At 58.1% G+C, this 19,516-nt stretch carries 22 protein-coding genes; 13 read left to right on the plus strand and 9 right to left on the minus strand.

Annotated elements, in window-relative coordinates:
* Nucleotides 1-375: 375 nt before the first annotated feature.
* On the plus strand, nt 376-693 hold the full coding sequence (gene tmaR / locus AAC083_RS14815) for a PTS system regulator TmaR (protein ID WP_042039123.1): 318 nt from the start codon (nt 376-378) through the stop codon (nt 691-693).
* Between the two features lie 217 nt (nt 694-910).
* A complete protein-coding gene (locus AAC083_RS14820) occupies nt 911-3,994 on the plus strand; it encodes a transglycosylase domain-containing protein (protein ID WP_108537001.1) in 3,084 nt (1,027 codons plus the stop codon).
* An 87-nt stretch (nt 3,995-4,081) separates the two neighbouring features.
* Here the strand turns inward: AAC083_RS14820 and yjgA are convergent, their stop codons facing one another.
* Nucleotides 4,082-4,606 carry a ribosome biogenesis factor YjgA gene (gene yjgA / locus AAC083_RS14825; RefSeq protein WP_042039120.1) on the minus strand — a complete coding sequence of 175 codons (525 nt, stop codon included), beginning with the start codon at nt 4,604-4,606 and terminating at the stop codon, nt 4,082-4,084.
* A 113-nt stretch (nt 4,607-4,719) separates the two neighbouring features.
* Between yjgA and pmbA the strand changes: the two genes are divergently transcribed.
* Complete coding sequence (gene pmbA, locus AAC083_RS14830) at nt 4,720-6,063, plus strand: metalloprotease PmbA (RefSeq protein ID WP_108537003.1); 1,344 nt, start codon at nt 4,720-4,722, stop codon at nt 6,061-6,063.
* Nucleotides 6,064-6,155: 92 nt separating this feature from the next.
* On the opposite strand, the gene murA is transcribed toward pmbA, so the two are convergent.
* The 7 genes from murA to mlaF are packed head-to-tail and all read right to left on the minus strand — an operon-like array spanning nt 6,156 to nt 10,663.
* Entirely contained in the window at nt 6,156-7,412 is a 1,257-nt protein-coding gene (gene murA, locus AAC083_RS14835) for a UDP-N-acetylglucosamine 1-carboxyvinyltransferase (protein WP_108537004.1), read from the minus strand.
* A gap of 16 nt (nt 7,413-7,428) precedes the next feature.
* On the minus strand, nt 7,429-7,686 hold the full coding sequence (ibaG, locus tag AAC083_RS14840; RefSeq protein ID WP_005306001.1) for a BolA family iron metabolism protein IbaG: 258 nt from the start codon (nt 7,684-7,686) through the stop codon (nt 7,429-7,431).
* On the minus strand, nt 7,686-7,958 hold the full coding sequence (locus AAC083_RS14845; RefSeq protein ID WP_108537005.1) for an STAS domain-containing protein: 273 nt from the start codon (nt 7,956-7,958) through the stop codon (nt 7,686-7,688). Before AAC083_RS14845 ends, ibaG begins: the two co-directional genes overlap by 1 nt.
* Complete coding sequence (gene mlaC, locus AAC083_RS14850) at nt 7,955-8,587, minus strand: phospholipid-binding protein MlaC (RefSeq protein WP_108537006.1); 633 nt, start codon at nt 8,585-8,587, stop codon at nt 7,955-7,957. The genes AAC083_RS14845 and mlaC overlap by 4 nt, the downstream gene beginning before the upstream one ends.
* Before the next feature lie 9 nt (nt 8,588-8,596).
* Nucleotides 8,597-9,076, minus strand: coding sequence for an outer membrane lipid asymmetry maintenance protein MlaD (gene mlaD, locus AAC083_RS14855; RefSeq protein ID WP_042039113.1), 480 nt, complete (start codon nt 9,074-9,076; stop codon nt 8,597-8,599).
* A 7-nt stretch (nt 9,077-9,083) separates the two neighbouring features.
* Nucleotides 9,084-9,863: a lipid asymmetry maintenance ABC transporter permease subunit MlaE gene (gene mlaE / locus AAC083_RS14860; protein ID WP_042039111.1), complete on the minus strand. Its 780-nt coding sequence runs from the start codon at nt 9,861-9,863 to the stop codon at nt 9,084-9,086.
* Entirely contained in the window at nt 9,863-10,663 is an 801-nt protein-coding gene (gene mlaF, locus AAC083_RS14865) for a phospholipid ABC transporter ATP-binding protein MlaF (protein WP_042039109.1), read from the minus strand. The genes mlaE and mlaF overlap by 1 nt, the downstream gene beginning before the upstream one ends.
* Before the next feature lie 208 nt (nt 10,664-10,871).
* Here mlaF and AAC083_RS14870 point away from each other — a divergent pair, with 208 nt between their 5' ends.
* From AAC083_RS14870 to npr, 10 genes are all read left to right on the plus strand, one after another.
* On the plus strand, nt 10,872-11,867 hold the full coding sequence (locus AAC083_RS14870; protein ID WP_108537007.1) for a KpsF/GutQ family sugar-phosphate isomerase: 996 nt from the start codon (nt 10,872-10,874) through the stop codon (nt 11,865-11,867).
* Nucleotides 11,867-12,421, plus strand: a complete 555-nt coding sequence (gene kdsC / locus AAC083_RS14875; protein ID WP_108537008.1) for a 3-deoxy-manno-octulosonate-8-phosphatase KdsC — start codon at nt 11,867-11,869, stop codon at nt 12,419-12,421. The genes AAC083_RS14870 and kdsC overlap by 1 nt, the downstream gene beginning before the upstream one ends.
* Nucleotides 12,418-12,978 carry an LPS export ABC transporter periplasmic protein LptC gene (lptC, locus tag AAC083_RS14880; protein ID WP_108537009.1) on the plus strand — a complete coding sequence of 187 codons (561 nt, stop codon included), beginning with the start codon at nt 12,418-12,420 and terminating at the stop codon, nt 12,976-12,978. Before kdsC ends, lptC begins: the two co-directional genes overlap by 4 nt.
* A complete protein-coding gene (lptA, locus tag AAC083_RS14885) occupies nt 12,965-13,492 on the plus strand; it encodes a lipopolysaccharide transport periplasmic protein LptA (protein WP_042039101.1) in 528 nt (175 codons plus the stop codon). The genes lptC and lptA overlap by 14 nt, the downstream gene beginning before the upstream one ends.
* Nucleotides 13,493-13,495: 3 nt before the next feature.
* Nucleotides 13,496-14,221: an LPS export ABC transporter ATP-binding protein gene (gene lptB / locus AAC083_RS14890; RefSeq protein WP_042039100.1), complete on the plus strand. Its 726-nt coding sequence runs from the start codon at nt 13,496-13,498 to the stop codon at nt 14,219-14,221.
* Nucleotides 14,222-14,286: 65 nt separating this feature from the next.
* Nucleotides 14,287-15,726, plus strand: a complete 1,440-nt coding sequence (locus AAC083_RS14895) for an RNA polymerase factor sigma-54 (RefSeq protein ID WP_108537011.1) — start codon at nt 14,287-14,289, stop codon at nt 15,724-15,726.
* Nucleotides 15,727-15,747: 21 nt separating this feature from the next.
* Nucleotides 15,748-16,035, plus strand: a complete 288-nt coding sequence (gene hpf / locus AAC083_RS14900) for a ribosome hibernation promoting factor (RefSeq protein ID WP_042039097.1) — start codon at nt 15,748-15,750, stop codon at nt 16,033-16,035.
* 2 nt (nt 16,036-16,037) lie between these two features.
* On the plus strand, nt 16,038-16,484 hold the full coding sequence (gene ptsN / locus AAC083_RS14905; protein ID WP_042039095.1) for a PTS IIA-like nitrogen regulatory protein PtsN: 447 nt from the start codon (nt 16,038-16,040) through the stop codon (nt 16,482-16,484).
* A gap of 42 nt (nt 16,485-16,526) precedes the next feature.
* On the plus strand, nt 16,527-17,393 hold the full coding sequence (gene rapZ, locus AAC083_RS14910; protein ID WP_042039092.1) for an RNase adapter RapZ: 867 nt from the start codon (nt 16,527-16,529) through the stop codon (nt 17,391-17,393).
* Nucleotides 17,394-17,413: 20 nt separating this feature from the next.
* Nucleotides 17,414-17,686 (plus strand): PTS phosphocarrier protein NPr, encoded by a 273-nt coding sequence (npr, locus tag AAC083_RS14915; RefSeq protein WP_005331359.1) that lies wholly within the window; start codon nt 17,414-17,416, stop codon nt 17,684-17,686.
* An 18-nt stretch (nt 17,687-17,704) separates the two neighbouring features.
* On the opposite strand, the gene AAC083_RS14920 is transcribed toward npr, so the two are convergent.
* Nucleotides 17,705-19,516: BglG family transcription antiterminator (locus AAC083_RS14920; protein ID WP_108537012.1), on the minus strand; the 1,812-nt coding region annotated here is incomplete at its 5' end.

Raw genomic sequence — 19,516 nt, forward strand, 5'->3', positions numbered from 1 at the left:
CAGGCACCCAACATTGAAAGCCCGCTCAGATGAGCGGGCTTTTTTATTGGCTGATATTGGCATACCAAGAGCCATTTTGCTGCTTATCGCCCTATAACTAATTGTTTCATATCGCCTCAGTTCAAACCGCAAGGTGGGTTCGATCCCGTGCTTGCTGACGTAATAATTGCTATCTCATGCTGGTTTGTTCATTTTGCTCCCCATTTGACCCTCTTTCACCGAAACCCGGCGGCAAGCCTGCAATTAGAGTTGTATCTGCTTCATAACTCGGTAGAGTAAAGGGCATCTTGAGTTGGCCTGTACCCTCTCTTTCTTTTCTCTCTGGTACGAGCCTAACTTGCCTGCTTTTATCAACCTTTAGTCAGTGGTATCGATATGGAACCAGTAAACAAGTCCACCTTCAGCGATGTATTGGAATATGTGCGTATGTCCCGTCGCCAGAATAAACTCAAGCGCGAGATAGCCGACAACGAGAAGAAGATCCGTGATAACCAGAAGCGGGTACTGTTGCTTGACAACCTGAGCGACTATATTAAGCCGGGTATGAGCATAGATGAGGTTCAGGCCATCATCGCCAACATGCGTATCGACTATGAAGAGCGTGTCGACGATCACATCATCAAGAATGCCGAGCTGTCCAAAGAGCGTAAAGATCTGAGCTCCAAGCTCAAGGCCATGAGCTCCAGTAAATAGACCAGCCTCGCTGCTACCTGAAAACACCGGCTTTTGGCCGGTGTTTTGTTTTCCGCCATCAGCTCGGATCTTTTCGCGCACCACAACAATCGGCTCCCCTTTTTATAATCGCCCTGTTACCATCACTATAAAGCGGTCAATAGTTTTCAAACCATTGACTTAAAAAGACTAAGCTTGAGTGAAACACAATAAATTGCGCAACCATGGTGGGGCTGATATGGGCGCATCAGAACAGACGGATTTGAACAACGTGGCATCTCAGGATTCATCCGTCCCACGCGCGGACGGCAAGTACAAGCGCAAACGTCGTCCCTGGTGGCGCTGGTTGTTCTGTTTTCTCTTTTTGCTGTGCCTGGCTGCTGTGATCGCCCTGGTTGGCTATGAGATGCAGACGTCCAGGCTGCAGTCGCAGGAGATCTCTCGCTATGCTGCCAAGCTGACCTATCAGGTCGAGCCGGGTCCCAGCAAACAGATAGCCTTCCCCGACGATGGCCCCTTCGACAAGCGGCTCGGTTACGTGCTGCTACCCATGATGCAAGAGCGCTTGCTGCAACGGGGTTATCAGGTCAGCGAGCAGGTGCATTTTTCCGATGCACTTTATGACTACGCCAGTCGTGGCTTCTTCGTTCCCTATACAGAGAAGGTTCAGGCCGGACTGACGCTGCATGACTGCCGGGCCGAGCCCTTCTATCAGTTCAAATATCCGACCCACTATTATCCGGATTTTGCTTCCATCCCACCGCTGGTCATACAGTCGCTGCTGTTCATTGAGAACCGTGATCTGTTGAGCAACGAGCAACCGCTGGCGAACCCTGCGGTAGATTGGCCCCGTTTTGCCAAGGCGGCCATGTCCCAGGTCGGCAAGGCGCTGGATATGCAGGATCAGTCCGCTGGCGGCAGCACCTTGGCCACTCAGGTCGAGAAGTATCGCCACTCACCGGACGGTCTGACGCTGTCTCCCACCGAGAAGATCCGCCAGATGGCCTCGGCCAGCGTGCGTGCCTATCGCCTGGGTCCCAAGACGCTGGAGGCTCGCAAGCTGGTAGCCTGGGCCTACCTCAACTCGGTACCGCTCTCCGCCGCCCCCGGCTATGGCGAGGTGCATGGCTTGGGTGATGGCCTCTGGGTCTGGTTTGGTGCCAATGTGGACGAGGTCAATCGTCTGCTGGATCCGGCCCGCAACCAGGATGCGCCACTTGCAGAGCAAGGGCTTGCCTTGCGTCAGGTGGTCTCGCTGATGATTGCTCACCGTCGCCCCTCCTACTATCTGGCACAGGGACGTGATGCACTGGCGACCCTGACCGACAGCTATCTGCGCCTGTTTGTGCAGGAGGGGATGATCACGCCGCCATTGATGGAGGCTGCTCTCAAGGCCAAGATCGGTTTCCGCGACTTTCTGCAGTCCCCCGCGATGACCAAGGTCAACAACAACAAGGGTCTGCAGGTCGCGCGCACTCGCCTGAGCCGTCAGCTCGGGGTGCAGTTGTATGATCTGGACCGGATGGATCTGACCGCAGACACCAGCCTTAACATGCCGCTGCAAAACGAGATTTCTCGCTACCTGCAACAGCTGGCAGACCCCGCTATCGCTGCCCAGGTCGGTCTGTTTGGTGAGCGCCTGCTCTCGCCGGAGAAGACGGGGGACGTGCGTTACAGCTTCACCCTGTTCGAGAGGTCGCCGGAAGGCTTCAAGGTACGGGTGCAGACTGACAACACAGATCAGCCGTTCGATATCAACGAGGGCAGCAAGCTGGAGCTGGGATCTACCGCCAAGTTGCGGGTACTGACCACCTATCTGGAGATAGTGTCCGAGTTGCACGATCGCTATGCGGACATGTCGGCGGAGAGCCTGCGCAAGATCGAGGTATCAAATCAGGACAACATCAGTCGCTGGGCTGTCTCCTATCTGATGACTGCCAAGGACAAGAGCCTGCCACCTATGCTGGAGGCTGCGCTGGATCGCAAGTATTCCGCTAGTCCGAACGAAGGTTTCTTCACCGGAGGTGGCATGCATACCTTCAACAACTTCCGTCGTGAGGATAATGGTCGCATTCCCGCGATCCGTGATGCACTGCGCGAGTCCATCAACCTGCCGTTTGTGCGGCTGATGCGCGATATCGTGCGCTACAGCCTCTATCGGGAGGGCAACCGTGCCCAGCTGCTCAAGGATGACAAGGATCCGCGCCGTACCGAGTATCTGGCCAAGTTCGCCGATAAAGAAGGCCAAACCTATTTGCTGCGCTTCTGGCGTAAGTATCGTGGCAAGACCCCCGAGGAGCAGCTGGATACCTTCCTGGATGGTCTCAAGCCGAGCGCGGTGCGTCTGGCTGCGGTTCACCGCTACCTGATGCCGGAAGCTGATGAAGCGGCTTTTGCTGCCTTCCTGGCCAAGCGCCTGCCGCGTGACAAGCTGAGCGACCGGCGGATAGAGCAGCTCTATACCAGCTATGGTCCCGGCAAGTATTCGCTGCCGGATCAAGGCTACATAGCCCGTGTTCACCCGCTGGAGCTGTGGCTGCTCTCCTACCTCAAGGAGTTCGACAAGGCGACCTTTGCCGATGCGGTCGAAGCCAGCCGTGACGAGCGCCAAGAGGTATACAGCTGGTTGTTCAAGACCCGTCACCGCAGTGCCAGGGACAGCCGTATCCGCACCATGCTGGAGGTCGAGGCCTTCCTCGACATTCACCAACGCTGGGCCAGAGTGGGCTACCCGTTTGATCACCTGGTCCCCTCGCTGGCGACTGCCCTGGGTAGCTCTGGTGACAGACCCGCAGCACTGGCCGAGCTGATGGGGATCATCCAGAACGGGGGTATTCGTGCGCCGACCCTGCGTATCGAGCACCTCTCGTTCGCCAAGGGAACGCCGTTCGAGACAGCGTTTGAACCACTTCATACCGAAGGCACCCGGGTGCTGCCGGCCGAGGTCGCGACCGCGTTGCGCAATGCGCTGTCGCAGGTAGTGGAAGGGGGAACGGCAAGACGCATCGCCGGAGCCTTTGCCCTGCCGGATGGTACAGTCCTGCCGATGGGAGGCAAGACGGGCACGGGTGACAACAGGATCGAAACGGTCGGTCGTTATGGCAACGTGACCAGCTCGCTGGCACGCAACCGCACCGCGACCTTTGTCTTCTTTCTGGGGGAGGATCACTTCGGTACGCTGACCGCCTATGTGCCGGGCAGCCAGTCTGATAAGTTCCGCTTCACCTCTGCCCTGCCGGTACAGGTGCTCAAGGGGATGGCGCCACTGCTGATGCCTTATCTGCACCCCGGTACCCATACCCAGTGCATCGCGAGCAACTAGCGCGCAAAGTAGTATAAGAAACGGGGCCAATGTGGCCCCGTTTTATGCTGTGTCGATTGTTGCTCTCCATGCGGCGTGAGCCATCACTTACAGCAGGTTTTCGATTTCACCGCGCAGGTACTGGTACATTTCGCGATAGGCGACGGGCGGTTTGTTCAGTTCCCGTTCCTTGTTGGCGGAACGGATCAGCTGACGCAGCTTCTGGCGGTCCAGCTCATGAAACTGGGACATCAGCTCGTTCAAGGCGCTGTCACCCTCGCTGATCAGGCGCTCACGCCACTGCTCCAGACGATGCAGGCGGGCATTCACGGTGGAGTGGCGGTTCTTGATGATGGAGAGCGCTTCTTCGATCGGTTCGATATCACGGCTGCGCATCAGACGGCCGATGAACTGTAAATGGCGACGGAAGGACTCATCTTTCTTGGGCTTGAGTTTGCGGCCCAGCTCGACGGCATCTGCAAGCTCTTCATCCAAAGGGATTTTTTCCAGCTCGCTGTGGCTCAGGGCGACTATCTCCGCGCCCAGTTTCTGCAGCGCTTCCGCATCGCGCTTGAGCTGGGTCTTGCTGGGGCCCCAGTCTTCCAACTCGTTGTCGTCTTGATATTGACTCATCGGTCTCTTGATTCCTGTCATTCACGTTGGTGGATATGTTACCAGCTTCTCCCGCTGGGCGCAGGGGTCTGATATGCTTAGCCCCCTTTCCTTCCTTCATACAGATGTGAGTTATGGATCAGCAAGACCAAATTCGCCAGGATCAAGCCGATCTCGAGGCCGTCGTTGCCGAGGCACTGGAGATAGCCAAGGGACTGGGGGCCTCGCTGGCCGAAGTCTCCATCAGCAAGCAGACCGGGTTGTCGGTGAACACCCGCGGTTGTGAACTGGAAAGTATCGAATTCAACAAGGATGGTGCCCTTGGCATTGCTGTCTATCGAGATGGCTGCAAGGGATCTTCCTCGACAACCGATCTGGGTAAGCCCGCCATCCGCGCCGCCGTCGAAGCCGCCATGGAGATAGCCCGCCACACCTCGCCCGATGACTGTGCCGGCCTGGCTGATGCTGGCCTGCTGGCCTGGGATGCCCCCGATCTGCAACTGTGCCACCCCATAGAGCTGGATCCACAGCGCGGCATCGAGCTGGCCATCGAGTGTGAGCGACTGGCGCTCGGTCGTGATGCCCGCATCAAGCATTCCGACGGGGCCGGTTTTTCCAGCCACCTCGGCATCAAGGTCTATGGCAACAGCCACGGCTTCGTCAAAGGCTATGCGGCGTCACGCAACTCCCTGAGCTGTGTGCTGATCGGCGAGCAGGATGGCGACATGCAGCGGGATTACGGCTACTCCTCCAGCCGTACTCTCGACGGGCTCTGGAGCCCGCAGCGTATCGCTGACGAGGCGGTGGAACGCACCGTCTCCCGCCTCGGCGCTCGCAAGATCTCCACCCGTCATGCTCCCGTGCTGTTTCACCCCGACACGGCTGCCGGCCTGTGGGGCCATCTGGTGATGGCCATCAGCGGTGGCAACCTCTATCGCAAGTCGAGCTTCCTGCTGGACAAGCTGGGCAAGCAGATCCTGCCCGAGTGGCTCACTATTCAGGAGTTCCCCCACCTGCTGGGCGGGCTGGCCAGTACGCCGTTCGATGGGGAAGGGGTCCGCACCCGCGACATGGACATAGTACGCAACGGCGAGCTGATGAGCTGGCTGCTCACCTCCTACTCGGCCCGCAAGCTGGGACTGACCACCACGGGCCATGCCGGTGGTATCCACAACTGGCAGGTCTCCAGCACGGGTCAGAATTTCCAGGAGATGCTCAAGGAGTTGGGCACTGGCCTGCTGGTGACCGAGCTGATGGGGCAGGGGGTCAATATCGTCAATGGCGACTACTCCCGTGGCGCCGCCGGCTTCTGGGTCGAGAATGGCGAGATTGCCTACCCGGTTGAGGAGATCACCATAGCCGGCAATCTGACCGAGATGTTCAGCCATATAGTGGCGGTGGGCAGTGACGAGGATGAGCGCTCCAGCCTCAAGACCGGCTCCGTGCTGGTCGAAAACATGAAGCTGGCGGGCCATTGATCCCCTCTTGGTTCGCTCTGAACTGATGCAATGAAAAAGGCCCCCTCGCCAACGCGAGGGGGCCTTTTTATCAGCCTGCGATCAGGGCGCTATCAGCCCTTGATGCGTTCGATGCGGCCACCCAGGGCCTGCAGCTTGTGCTCTATGTCTTCGTAGCCACGGTCGATGTGATAGATACGGTCGACTATGGTGGAGCCTTCGGCCACGAAGCCGGCCAGTACCAGACTGGCGGAGGCGCGCAGGTCGGTCGCCATCACCTGGGCACCCTTGAGTTGCTCGGTGTCACGGCAGATGGCTACATTGCCCTGCAGTTCGATGTCTGCGCCCATTCGTACTAGTTCCGGTACGTGCATGAAGCGATTCTCGAAGATGGTCTCTGTGACCATGCCGGTACCCTTGGCGACGGCGTTCAGCACGGTGAACTGTGCCTGCATGTCGGTCGGGAAGGCCGGATAGGGGGCTGTCTTGATGGTGACAGGCTTGAGGGTACGACCCGTCATGTCGAGGCTGATCCAGTCAGCACCCTTCTCGATCAGTGCACCCGCTTCTTCCAGCTTGACCAGCACGGCTTCCAGCAGGGAGGGATCTGTCTTGCGGCAGGTGATCTTGCCGCCGGTAACCGCTGCGCCCACCAGGAAGGTACCGGTTTCGATGCGGTCAGGCTGCACGCTGTAGTCGCCACCGTGCAGGCGCTCGACGCCATCGATGGTCAGGGTGTCAGTGCCTGCGCCCTGGATTTTGGCGCCCAGGGTGATGAGGAAGTTGGCCAGATCGACCACTTCCGGCTCACGGGCGGCGTTTTCGATCACGGTGCGACCGTCAGCCAGGGTGGCTGCCATCATCAGGTTCTCGGTACCGGTGACGGAGACCATGTCCATCAGGATGTGAGCACCCTTGAGGCGACCATCGACACGGGCCTTGATGTAGCCATCTTCGATGGTGATCTTGGCACCCATCAGCTCCAGACCGTGGACGTGCAGGTTGACCGGACGGGCACCGATGGCGCAACCGCCGGGTAGGGAGACGTCGGCGGCACCGAAACGGGCGGCCAGCGGGCCCAGCGCCAGGATCGAGGCGCGCATTGTCTTCACCAGATCGTAGGGGGCGACGTGGTTGTTCACTGCACCGGTCAGCACGGTCACGTTACCGTTGACCTTGGTGGTGGCGCCCAGCATCTCCAGCAGCTTGATGGTAGTACCCACATCTTTGAGGCGCGGCACGTTGGAAAGGTGGATCTCCTCATCACACAGCAGAGTGGCGAACAGGATAGGCAGGGCGGCGTTTTTGGCGCCAGAGATGGTCACTTCGCCGTTGAGAGTACAACGACCATCAATTTTAAATTTGTCCATTTACTTAGATACCAAATCAGGAGGGCAATAGGAATTTACGTTCGCGCTTCCACTCGGCATCGGTAAAGGCCTTGATAGAGAGTGCGTGAATGGCATTGCTGGCGATCTTGTCCATCAGCGGGGCATAGATGGCCTGTTGCTTCTTGACCCGGCTCATACCGTCAAACATGTCACCGACGGCGATCACTTGGTAGTGACTACCGTCCCCTTTGACATGGACTTCGGACAATGGCAGAGCCTCGAGGAGTATCGCTTCAATTTCAGAGACTTGCATTATGCGTCCTCAGTTGTGAGCGGGGTTGACTGAAACAGCCCGGCCACCCCGTACAGGTTGGCCAGGGTATAAAAATCAGTGGAGGCGCCCACCAGTTGCGGTGTGGCGCCTCGTGCCAATGCGGCCTTGGCCCATTTGACCAGCAGGGCCAGCCCGGCGGAGTCCAGAGTGGTGACCTCACCCAGCTCGAGCCGATCTTCCTGCCACCAGTCGGCGCGGTGTTGCCACAGTTCAACGACCTGGGGGGCCTGCAGCTCGCCGCTCAGTCTCATGACTTAATGACCAGCGGCTTGGCATTGTGGGCGCGCAGCTGGGCGATCACTGCATCTATGCCGTTCCGGCGAATGAGGCCGCCCAGCTCGTTCTGCTTGGCAGAAAGCAGGCTGATCCCTTCGGCGACCATGTCGAAGGCTTTCCATTCGCCGGTCTTGTTGTTCTTGCGTAGCTTGAATTCGAGGAATATGTCCGGTTTGCCGGCCTCTTTCACGCTGACGTTGACTGCGGTGATGTTGCTGTCACCCGGCGTATTGCCCGGCTCGATCTTGATGGTCTGTTTGTCGAAGTGGGCGAGCGCATCTGCGTATGAGCTCACCATGTACTCGGTGAATACCTCGACGAAGGCGTCACGCTGGGCCGGGGTGGTCTGCTTGATCTGGTTGCCGAGCACCTTGTAGGCGGCGAAGCGGTTGTCCACGTAGGGCAGCAGCTCTTCACGTATGATGACCCGCAGGTGATCCGGATTGCTCTTCACCAGGGACTTGTCCGCCTTCAAGCGGGCAAAGGTCTGCTTGGCGGCTGCGTCCACCAGAGCATAGGGATCGGTAGCATTGGTGGCGTGAGCGACCAGGGAAAACAGCATGCTGGTCATCAGGCCCAGCAGCAGGGCGATCTTCTTGAACATGGTTACTCCTTACTTGGTGTCGGAAGACTGGCTGTAGAGGAATTTGCCAATCAGTTCTTCCAGCACAATGGCGGATTTGGTGTCTTCAATCATGTCGCCATCCTTGAGCATGCTGGTCCCCATCTCCTCGTCGGTGAAGCCCGGCATCAGGCCAATGTACTGTTCCCCAAGCAGCCCCGAGGTCAGGATGGAGAGGGTGCTGGTTTCGGAAAACTCACCGGCACTCTTTTGCATCTGCATGGAGACGACAGGCACCTGGTTTTTGGTGTCCAGAGTGATGTCGCTGACCCGACCGACGACGACGCCACCGACCTTTACGGGTGAACGTACTTTCAGGCCGCCGATATTATCGAAATGGGCGCGCAGGGTATAGGTTTCTCCTTCCGGTTTGAAACTCAACCCTGCTACTTGCAGTGCCAACGCCAGAATGGCACCGATGCCGGCCAGCATGAAGGCGCCAACCAGGAATTCTACTTTGCTGAACTTCATCTTTACCTTATCCAAACATGACTGCGGTGAGTATAAAATCCAGGCCGAGCACGGCCAGGGAGGAGTGGACCACGGTACGGGTTGTGGCCTGACTGATCCCGGCCGAGGTCGGCTTGGCATCATAACCGTTAAAGAGCGCAATCCAAGTGACAACCAGTGCGAAGATCACGCTCTTGATCGCCCCTTGCATGATGTCATCCTGCCAGTCGACGGAGGCCTGCATGGCGGACCAGAAGCCCCCTTCGTCAACCCCCAGCCAATCCACACCGACCAGCTTGCCGCCGAAGATGCCGATCAGGCTGAACATGAAGGCCAGCAGCGGCATGCTGATGACCCCGGCCCAGAAACGGGGAGCCACCACCCGGCGTAGCGGGTCCACCGCCATCATCTCCAGGCTGGAGAGCTGCTCGGTGGCCTTCATCAGGCCAATTTCAGCTGTCAGGGCCGAACCGGCGCGGCCGGCAAACAGCAGTGCCGTCACGACCGGGCCCAGTTCCCGCAACAGTGAGAGGGAAACCAGCGGGCCCAGGCTCTGCTCGGCGCCGAAGTCCTTCAATACGTTGTAACCCTGCAACGAGAGCACCATGCCGATGAAGAGACCTGATACCAGTATGATGGCAACGGACTGTACGCCCACCACATACAGCTGCTGAAGCAGCAGGGGGAAGTGCTTGCGCGGCTCGGGTTTGCCCGCCAACGCATGAAACAGCATGATGGTCGCGCGGCCGATGGAGCTGATGACACGCACTCCGACCCGGCCCAGCTTGCTTACTTGGCTTATCAACATCACAGATCCTGTAGCAGGTCGCCTGCCGGAAAATGGAACGGAACAGGACCGTCGGGCAATCCTTGCAGGAACTGCTCGACTTCGGGATTGTGCTCCTCGCGCAACTGATCCGGCGTGCCGTGTGCCACCACCTTGCGGTTGGCGATGATATAGGCGTAGTCGGCTATGCTCAGCACCTCTTTCACGTCGTGGGTGACGATGACGGAGGTGATGCCAAGGGCATCGTTCAGTTCCTTTATCAGTTTGACCAGCACCGCCATTGTGATGGGGTCCTGGCCGACGAACGGCTCGTCATACATGATGAGGTCCGGGTCCAGCGCGATGGAGCGTGCCAGCGCTGCGCGGCGGGCCATGCCGCCGGAGAGTTCGGACGGCATCAGTTTCGCTGCGCCACGCAGACCGACTGCCTGCAACTTCATCATGACGATGGTGTGGATCAGCTCCTCCGGCAGGCCGGAGTGCTCCCGCAGCGGGAAGGCCACGTTGTCGTAGACCGTCATGCCGGTAAACAGGGCGCCGCTCTGAAACAGCATGCTCATCCGCTTGCGCACCTCGTACAGGCGGGAGCGGGAGAGGGTGGGAATATCTTCCCCGTCAAACAGGATATGACCGGACTCAGGTTTGAGCTGGCCGCCGATCAGCCGCAGCAAGGTGGTCTTACCTATGCCGCTGGGGCCCATGACCGCAGTGACCTTGCCACGGGGAATGGTCAGGTTGATCCCGTCGTATAACAGCCGATCTCCGTGACTGAAGGTCAGGTCGGAGATGGTGATCAGGTCATTGTTCAAACAATTGTCCATCCGGTGTAAATGAAGAGCGAATTTTATGGGCTAGTCTAGGTCTAAGCAACAGCAAGGAACAACTATTGAACAGCTTGGCTTCCCAAAAGCGCGACAGTTTTTTGTAACCAATTGTGCTTCTTTTTGGACCGAGAAGTATCCGATTCGCTTATCTCGACAGACTTTTTTATAATCCCGCAGCAAATTTCGGCCCGGAGCTGTGCCTTCTATGTCTGTAAAGTCTGAAAAAGTGTCTGAACTGTTCGATTTTCGTCGCAGCGCCCGTACCGTGCTGGACATTGAAAAACAAGCGATTGATGGACTCTATCAGTACCTGAATGATGCCTTCGATCAGGCATGCAATCTGGTGCTGCGCTGCAGTGGCAAGATAGTGGTCACCGGCATGGGCAAGTCAGGTCATGTCGGGAGCAAGATTGCCGCCACCCTGGCCAGCACCGGTACCCCCGCCTTCTTCCTTCACCCTGGCGAAGCCAGTCATGGGGATCTGGGGATGATTTCGAGCGGGGATCTTATCATCGCCATTTCCAACTCGGGCGAGAGTGACGAGATCCTGGCCCTGCTGCCGGTGCTCAAGCGCCGTGGCATCCAGTTGATCTGCATGACAGGCAACCCTGCCTCCACCATGGCTAAGGAAGCGAACGTGCACCTGTGCGTGCGGGTCGAGAAGGAAGCGTGCCCGCTCGGGTTGGCGCCCACCTCCAGCACCACGGCCACGCTGGTGATGGGGGACGCATTGGCGGTTGCCCTGCTGGAAGCCCGCGGTTTCACTGCCGATGACTTCGCCCTTTCTCACCCGGGCGGGTCGCTGGGCAAGCGGCTGCTGCTGCGGGTCGGCGATCTGATGCACCGCGGCGAGCTGTTGCCCCAGGTGGGGATAGATGCCACCATCAGCCAAGCGCTGCTGGAAGTGAGCCGCAAGGGGTTGGGGATGACGGCGATCGTCGACGCAGCTGGCCAGCTGGCTGGACTCTTTACCGATGGTGACCTGCGCCGCATTCTGGATCTGCAAGTGGATATCCATCACACCCCGATCGCCAAGGTGATGACGACCAACTGTGTTACCGTAGGACCCGAGATGATGGCGGCAGAAGCTGTCAAACTGATGGAAACCAGGAAAATCAACGGATTACTGGTGGTGAATGAGGACAAGCGCCTGCTGGGTGCCTTCAACATGCACGACCTGCTGAAAGCCGGAGTAATTTGATGCAAAACGTACCGACCCTCTATGGTCCGGTGACGCGCAGCCAGTATGACAGGGCGGCGCAGATCCGCCTGCTGGTGTGTGATGTGGATGGTGTTCTCTCCAATGGCCTCATCTACATGGGCAATGATGGCGAAGAGCTGAAGACCTTCTGTACCCGCGATGGTGCGGGCATACGGGCGCTGCTAAATGCCGGGATCGAGATCGCCATCATCACGGGGCGCAACTCCCGCATTGTCAGCGATCGGATGAAGAGCCTGGGTGTGCAGCATCTGGTGCAGGGGGCGGATCAGAAGCTGCCCCACTTCGAAGCACTGCTGGCCAGGCTGGGACTGACGCCGGAACAGGCCGCCTATATGGGGGATGACACCATAGATCTGCCGGTGATGCAGGCCTGTGGCCTCGGCATCGCTGTGGCCGATGCCCATCCACTGGTGCTGAGTCGTGCCGATATGGTGACCCGTCTTGGCGGTGGCATGGGTGCTGTGCGCGAGGTGTGCGACCTCATACTGCAGGCGCAAGAGCTGGGTGACTATCAGCCAGAGGCCTCGGTATGAGCAGACAGACGCTGCTGTTCGCCCTGCTGTTTTTGGTGGCGCTGGCCGCCTGGCAGCTCGGCGATATCGAGCTGGTGCCGGAGCCGCCCACCGAGGTTGAGAACTATCAGCCGGACTTCACCGCCAAGAATCTGGTCACCACCCGCTTTGACGCCGATGGGCGGCGCACCGAGCGGCTGGAGTCCGAGTATGCGGAGTATTACCAGATCCTCGAACAGGCCACCTTCAACAAGCCGGTGGTCTACATGTTTGACAAGCAGGGTGAGGCCGAGTGGAGAGTCACGGCCGATACCGGCGTACTCAACACAGATGACAATGTGATCCTGCGGGACAAGGTGCATCTGGACGGTCTGCTGCCCACCTCCTTCATCTCCACGCTGGATACCCCCTATCTGGAGCTGGATCTGGTGACCCAGAACGTGAGAAGCAATCAAAAAGTCAGCATAGTAGGTAAGGATTTCCAGACCGAGGGCGTTGGCCTGAAGGGTCATCTGGAACGTCAATATTTTGAATTACTGGATCAGAGCCATGCCATCTATTTCAATGAAAAACGTTAATCTGGCCCTCGCGGCCCTGCTGCTGTGCGGCACCGTGAGTGCCAAAGAGTCCGACTTTGCCGAGAAAGTCTACGTCGATGCCGTCAAGCAGGTGGCCGAGATGCAGGACAACCGTATCACCTTCGAGCAGAATGTGACTATCAATCAGGGCACCATCCAGATCAAGGCTGACAAGGTGGTAGTGACCCGTTCCGGCGAGAAAGGGGCCGAGGTGATGACCGCCTACGGCAAACCTGCCACCTTCTTCCAGATCCTGGATAATGGCAAGCCGGTCAATGCCCATGGCAACAGCATTCGCTACGAGCTGAAGAACCGGCTGGTGACCATCACCGGCAACGCTCAACTCAAGCAGGAAGATAGCGTGGTGAAAGGTGAGCTGATCCGCTACGACATCAACAAGCAGAAGATGATTGCTGAAAGCAAAGGTGGGCAGCAGCAAGTCAGGACTGAGTTCCTGCCAGCTCAGGTAGAGAATTTCGACAAGCCAGCCGATCAGAAGAAGCAGGGAAAATAAGCTATGGCAGTGTTGAAAGCAGTCGGCCTGCAAAAAAGTTACAAGCGCCGCATGGTGGTCAGCGATGTGAGCCTGGAAGTGGGTACCGGCCAGATCGTCGGGTTGCTAGGTCCGAATGGCGCCGGAAAGACCACCTCCTTCTATATGATAGTGGGGCTGGTGCAGAGCGATGCCGGTCTCATCACCATAGACGATCAGGATATCAGCCTGCAGCCCATGCATATCCGTGCCCGTAACGGCATCGGCTATCTGCCGCAGGAGGCCTCCATCTTCCGCCGCCTGTCGGTGTTCGACAACCTGATGGGGGTCATGCAGACCCGTAAGGGGCTGAGCCGTGAAGAGCGGGAAGACAATGTCGAACAGCTGCTGGAAGAGTTCAATATCACCCACATTCGCGACAACCTGGGTCAGAGTCTGTCCGGGGGGGAGCGTCGTCGGGTCGAAATCGCCCGAGCGCTGGCGGCCGAGCCGCGTTTTATCCTGCTGGATGAGCCGTTTGCCGGGGTCGACCCCATTTCTGTGATAGACATCAAGAAGATCATCCAGCATCTGAAAGATAGAGGCCTGGGCGTCTTGATCACCGACCACAACGTCAGAGAGACTCTGGATGTATGCGAGAAGGCGTATATCGTCAGTCACGGCAAGATGATTGCCGAAGGTGCTCCGGCCGAGATACTGGCAGATGAACAGGTCAAACGCGTCTATTTGGGCGATCAATTCAGTCTATAGTAAGGGTGCATCTCTTCATTTCCTTTGACGACTGTCTCGCTGAACATAAGGATATCCCGACGTAGATGAAGCCGACATTACAGTTGCGTCTCGGTCAGTCCCTGACTATGACGCCGCAATTACAACAAGCGATTCGTCTGCTCCAGCTCTCCACTCTGGAACTCCAGCAGGAAATTCAGCAAGCGCTCGATAACAACCCCTTGCTGGAGCAAGAGGAGAATGACGTGCAGGAGACCAGCCAGGAAGAGCCAGTCGATGCCAGTCAGCTCGACTCCAGCGATGCCATGGCCCAGGATCAGATGCCGGATGAGTTGCCGGTGGACACCACCTGGGAAGATGTCTACTCGGCCGGCACAGCCCAGAGCGCAGGCCCCATCCACGATGGTGAAGACAGCGTCTATCAGGGTGAAACCACCGAGAACCTTCAGGACTATCTACTGTGGCAGATGCGGCTCACGCCGTTTAGCGATCTGGATGCCGCCATTGCCCTCGCCATCATAGATGCCATCGACGATTCCGGTTATCTGACCGTCTCCCTCGAAGATATACAGGCGGCGGTGAGCAGCGAGGATGTCGAGGTGGAACTCGACGAGGTCGAGGCCGTGCTCAAGCGGGTGCAGCATTTCGATCCAGTCGGTATCGCCGCCCGCTCGGTGCAAGAATGTCTGTTGATCCAGCTTGGTCAATATGCCCCCGAACTGCCCTGGCTCAATGAGGCCAAGGAGGTGCTCAACGAGCACATGGACTTGCTCGGCAATCGTGATTATCGGACCCTGGCACGCAAGACCAAGCTCAAGGAGTGCGACCTCAAGGAGGTGCTGGATCTGATTCAGCAGCTGGAGCCCAGACCGGGCAATGGCATCATACAGAGCGACTCCCAGTACGTGATCCCGGATGTGACTGTGGTCAAGAAGGGGTCCAAATGGGTGGTCGAGCTCAATCCCGATTCTGCTCCACGTATCCGGGTCAATGAGACCTATGCCGCGATGGCGCGCCAGGCGCGCACCAGCCAGGACACCCAGTTCATCCGCTCCCATCTGCAAGAGGCCAAGTGGTTTATCAAGAGTCTGGAGAGTCGCAATGACACCCTGCTCAAGGTGGCCAGCTGTATTGTTGAGCAGCAACAGGGCTTTTTCGAGTATGGGGAAGAGGCCATGAAACCCATGGTGCTCAACGACATCGCCGAAGCGGTGGAGATGCATGAGTCGACCATTTCCCGGGTAACGACCCAGAAATACATGCATACGCCCCGTGGCATCTTCGAACTGAAGTTTTTTTTCTCCAGTCATGTGAACACCGAAGGAGGAGGAGAGTGCTCATCGACCGCAATTCGTGCGCTGATCAAGAAGTTGGTGACGGCAGAGAATCCCGCCAAGCCACTAAGTGATAGCAAGATCGCGGATTTGCTGGCCGAACAGGGTATTATGGTGGCGAGACGCACGATCGCAAAGTACCGTGAATCCTTGTTGATCCCGCCATCCAATCAGCGCAAACGCCTGGTTTAGGCAAAACAAAAGGATGATGTTATGCAAATTAACCTGACCGGACACCATGTCGAGATCACCGAAGCTCTGCGTGATTATGTGAATAACAAATTTGCCAAACTCGAGCGTCATTTTGACCACATCAACAATGTTCATGTGGTGTTGAGCGTAGAAAAACTGAACCAGATCGCCGAAGCCAAGCTGCATGTCAGCGGTGGCGAGGTGTTCGCCAATTCACAGCATGCCGACATGTATGCTGCGATTGATACCCTGCTGGACAAGCTGGATCGGCAGATCATCAAGCACAAAGATAAGTTAAATAAAAAATAACTATGCAACTTGAACACATACTGAGTCGGGACTGCACCAAAAGTGCGGTCCCTTGTACCAGCAAGAAACGCGCCCTTGAGATCATCAGTGAATTAGCTGCTGAGCGCCTAGGGACCTCTCGTCAGGCGTTATTCGAGTGCCTGCTGGCCAGAGAAAAGATGGGCAGTACCGGGATCGGTGCCGGTATCGCTATTCCCCACGGCCGGATCGGTGATGAGTTTCCGCCTACCGCCATTCTGATGACCTTCGCAGAGCCTATCCCCTTCGACTCCATCGACAATCAACCGGTTGACCTGCTCTTTGCCCTGCTGGTGCCGGAAAGCGAGTGCAAGCAGCATCTCAAGACCCTTTCTCTGATGGCATCCAAACTGGGTGACAAGGCGGTTTGCCGCCAGTTGCGCCAGGCAACCAGCGATGAAGATCTCTATCAGATCATGACCTCGGCCTGATATGCAGGCCCCCGTCATGACCCCAAGCGGTGAGGGAACAAGATGCAATTAATAGTGGTAAGTGGGCGCTCCGGCTCGGGCAAGACAGTTGCCCTGCGTGTGTTGGAGGATCTCGGTTATTACTGCGTGGATAACCTGCCGGTCAACCTGCTGCCCCAGTTGATCGTGTCGGTCGAGAGCCAGTATGACAAGTTGGCGGTCAGCATAGACGTGCGCAACCTGCCGGTGAGTCCGGACAAGCTGGAAACCCTGTTGGCTCAAGTGCGCAACGAGGGCCGGGTCGAATTTTCCAGCTTCTTCTTCGATGCGGAAAACTCCACCTTGCTCAAACGCTACGGCGAGAGCCGCCGGTTGCATCCTCTGTCGCGTAAACAGCTGTCGCTGGATGAGGCGATCCGGGAAGAGACCCACCTGCTGGCACCGCTCTCCTCGACCGCTGATCTGCGCATCGACACCACCAACCTCAGCATTCACGACCTGAGCGAGCTCATCAAGACCCGGGTGCTCGGCAAGAAAGAGAACGAACTGGTGCTGGTGTTCGAGTCGTTCGGCTTCAAGTACGGCATCCCCAAGGACGCCGACTTCGTGTTTGATGCCCGCTTTCTGCCCAATCCGCACTGGATCCCCGAGCTCAAGCCCTTTACTGGCAAGGATGAGCCTGTGGCCCGCTACCTCTCCAGCCAGCCGGACGTGATGCAATTCATTTTGCAGATTGAGAATATGCTGGCGACTTGGCTGCCGCATCTGGAGCGCAACAATCGCAGCTATGTGACTGTAGGGATAGGTTGTACCGGTGGCCAGCACAGGTCCGTGTTCATCGCCGAACAGCTGGTCAGCGCATTCCGGTTGCTTGGCAAGAACGTTCAGATCCGCCACCGCACCCTCGACAAGAGTGCGCCGCATTATTGATGGAGCAATAGGGAGATCAGATGACCGTCTCAGCCTCGGTGGAGGTCAAAAACAAACTGGGCATTCATGCCAGACCAGCCATGATGCTGTTCGAGCTGGTGCAGGGCTTCGATGCCCACGTGCTACTGCGTAACGAGGATGGCATAGAGGCCGATGCGGATAGTGTGATCGGCCTGCTGATGCTGGATTCAGCTCAGGGCAAGCAGGTGGAAGTGCAGGTGGAGGGCCCCGAAGAGGTGGAGGCGCTAGCTGCCGTGGTGGCGCTCTTCACCTCCGGCTTTAACGAGGAGTGAATCACTCCCCGCTCCGCTTCAGGAGCCGGTGCGTGCCAGCCCCTTGAAGCTGGCAAAATCCCGACAAGCCAGCAAATTCTTGCTGGCTTTTTCGTTCATCAGCGCCAGAAACAGGTCGTAGAGCGCCATCGCCTCTTCGTAGTCTGCCTTGCTGATGGCCAGCACGAAGATGAGGGTGGCTGTCTCGCCATTGCCCCAGTCGATTCCCTGTGGTGCCAGCACGGTATAGACCAGGGTGCGGCGCGCCAGCAGGCCGAGGGAGTGGGGCAGGGCTATGCCTTCCCCCAGCAGGGTGGAGACGATGCGTTCCCGCTCGTGCAACGAGCTTCTGAATCCGCTCTCCACCCGATCTTCTACCTCCAGCTGATCGCAGACCCGCGCAAACAACTGGCTCTGGCTGAGTGGCTCATGCACCACCATGAAGTGATCGGCATCGAAGTATTTGTCGAGCAGGTAGGGGCGGGTGCGGTCGATCAGTACCAGCTTGCCGAGCTGCTCCAGCTGATACTGGGTCGGGAAGGGGGCGACTTGCACCACGGGCACGTTCTTCTCGCTCACCTTGACCGTGCTGATGACAAAGTCCTGCTCGATCCGCGCCAATCCCTCGTAATCTCGCACTGACTCCAGTGTCGTCAGCTGAAGCTGGGGATATTCTCGCTTGATGCGCGCCTCCAGCACCCGGAAGGTGGCGTTGCCGGCGTCGCACAGCAGCAGCGCCTGGGGACGACGGGTATAACCGATGTCATAGTGGCGCTCCAACCCGACCCCGATATGGATCACCAGATAACCTATCTCGTGATGGGTCAGCCGGTAGGGGGTGTGCCTGATCCACTCAGAGATGGCAGCAAGCGTGATGTCGTAGGCGAGGGGATAATACTGCTTGATGTGATCCGCCAGCGGATTGTGGCTGCCAATCTGGTATTTGACCCGCAGCAGCATGGCGCTGATATGGGTCTGCAGATCCGCGCGCAACTGCAGATCGCCGCGCAGATCATAGGGGTAGTGCTGGTGGATATAGGCAAGCAGATGCTCGACCAGTTGCTCGCTCTCGGCGGCCATGGCCGGGCTGAGCCTGGGCGTGTCGGCGGTGAGGCGGGCCTGGATCTGGATGGCGAGGCAGGTGATCTCCTCCTCTCCCGGTGGTGTCAAGGTCGGCAGCTCGGCGTAGATGTCGCGTGCCACGGTGGCCATGGCCTGGGTGATGTCGTCGCTGGCAAACTGGCGCAACTCGTGTCCTGCCGCCTGGCGCAACAGGGCGACGGCGCAGTAGATGGCGAGCTGCTGCAGGCTCTCGTCGGCGAGGCGTAGTTGGTGATGGCCGAGCTGGGCATGGATGTGATTGCCCACGACTTCCAGTGTCTTGCTGGGGCACAGGTTAGGCAGCAGGCTCTGCAACTGGTTGTTGTGGATCAGCTCCTGATAGAGCAGCTGGGTGAGGCAGGCCCTGATCGCCGTCTCGCTCCCTTGGATGCGCATACCCAGCCGTGGTTTGCTGTCGATGAGTAGCCCGAAATGGGCGAGCCGCTCCCGTACTTCCGCCATGTCCCCCTGCAGTGCTGCCCGGCTCAGATACCAGGTATCCGCCAGCTCATCCAGCTTGATCCCCTGCTCAGCCGTCAGCAGCAGGATCTGTAAATGCAGCACCCGCTCGCGACTGGTGCGCGGCAGGCAGCTCTCCTGTTCCTGGGCCGCCAGCAACTCGTCAAACAGTCCCTGATTATAAATCTTGAGCTGGTAGCCACTGCCGCGCTGGTGGATCAGATGGGCGCCGTGGGTGGCAATCAGCTCGTTGAGGGTCGCCACGTCGGTGCGCACCGTGCGGGTGGAGAC

This window comes from Aeromonas sp. HMWF014 (assembly GCF_963878295.1).
Classification (GTDB): Bacteria; Pseudomonadota; Gammaproteobacteria; order Enterobacterales; family Aeromonadaceae; genus Aeromonas; species Aeromonas popoffii.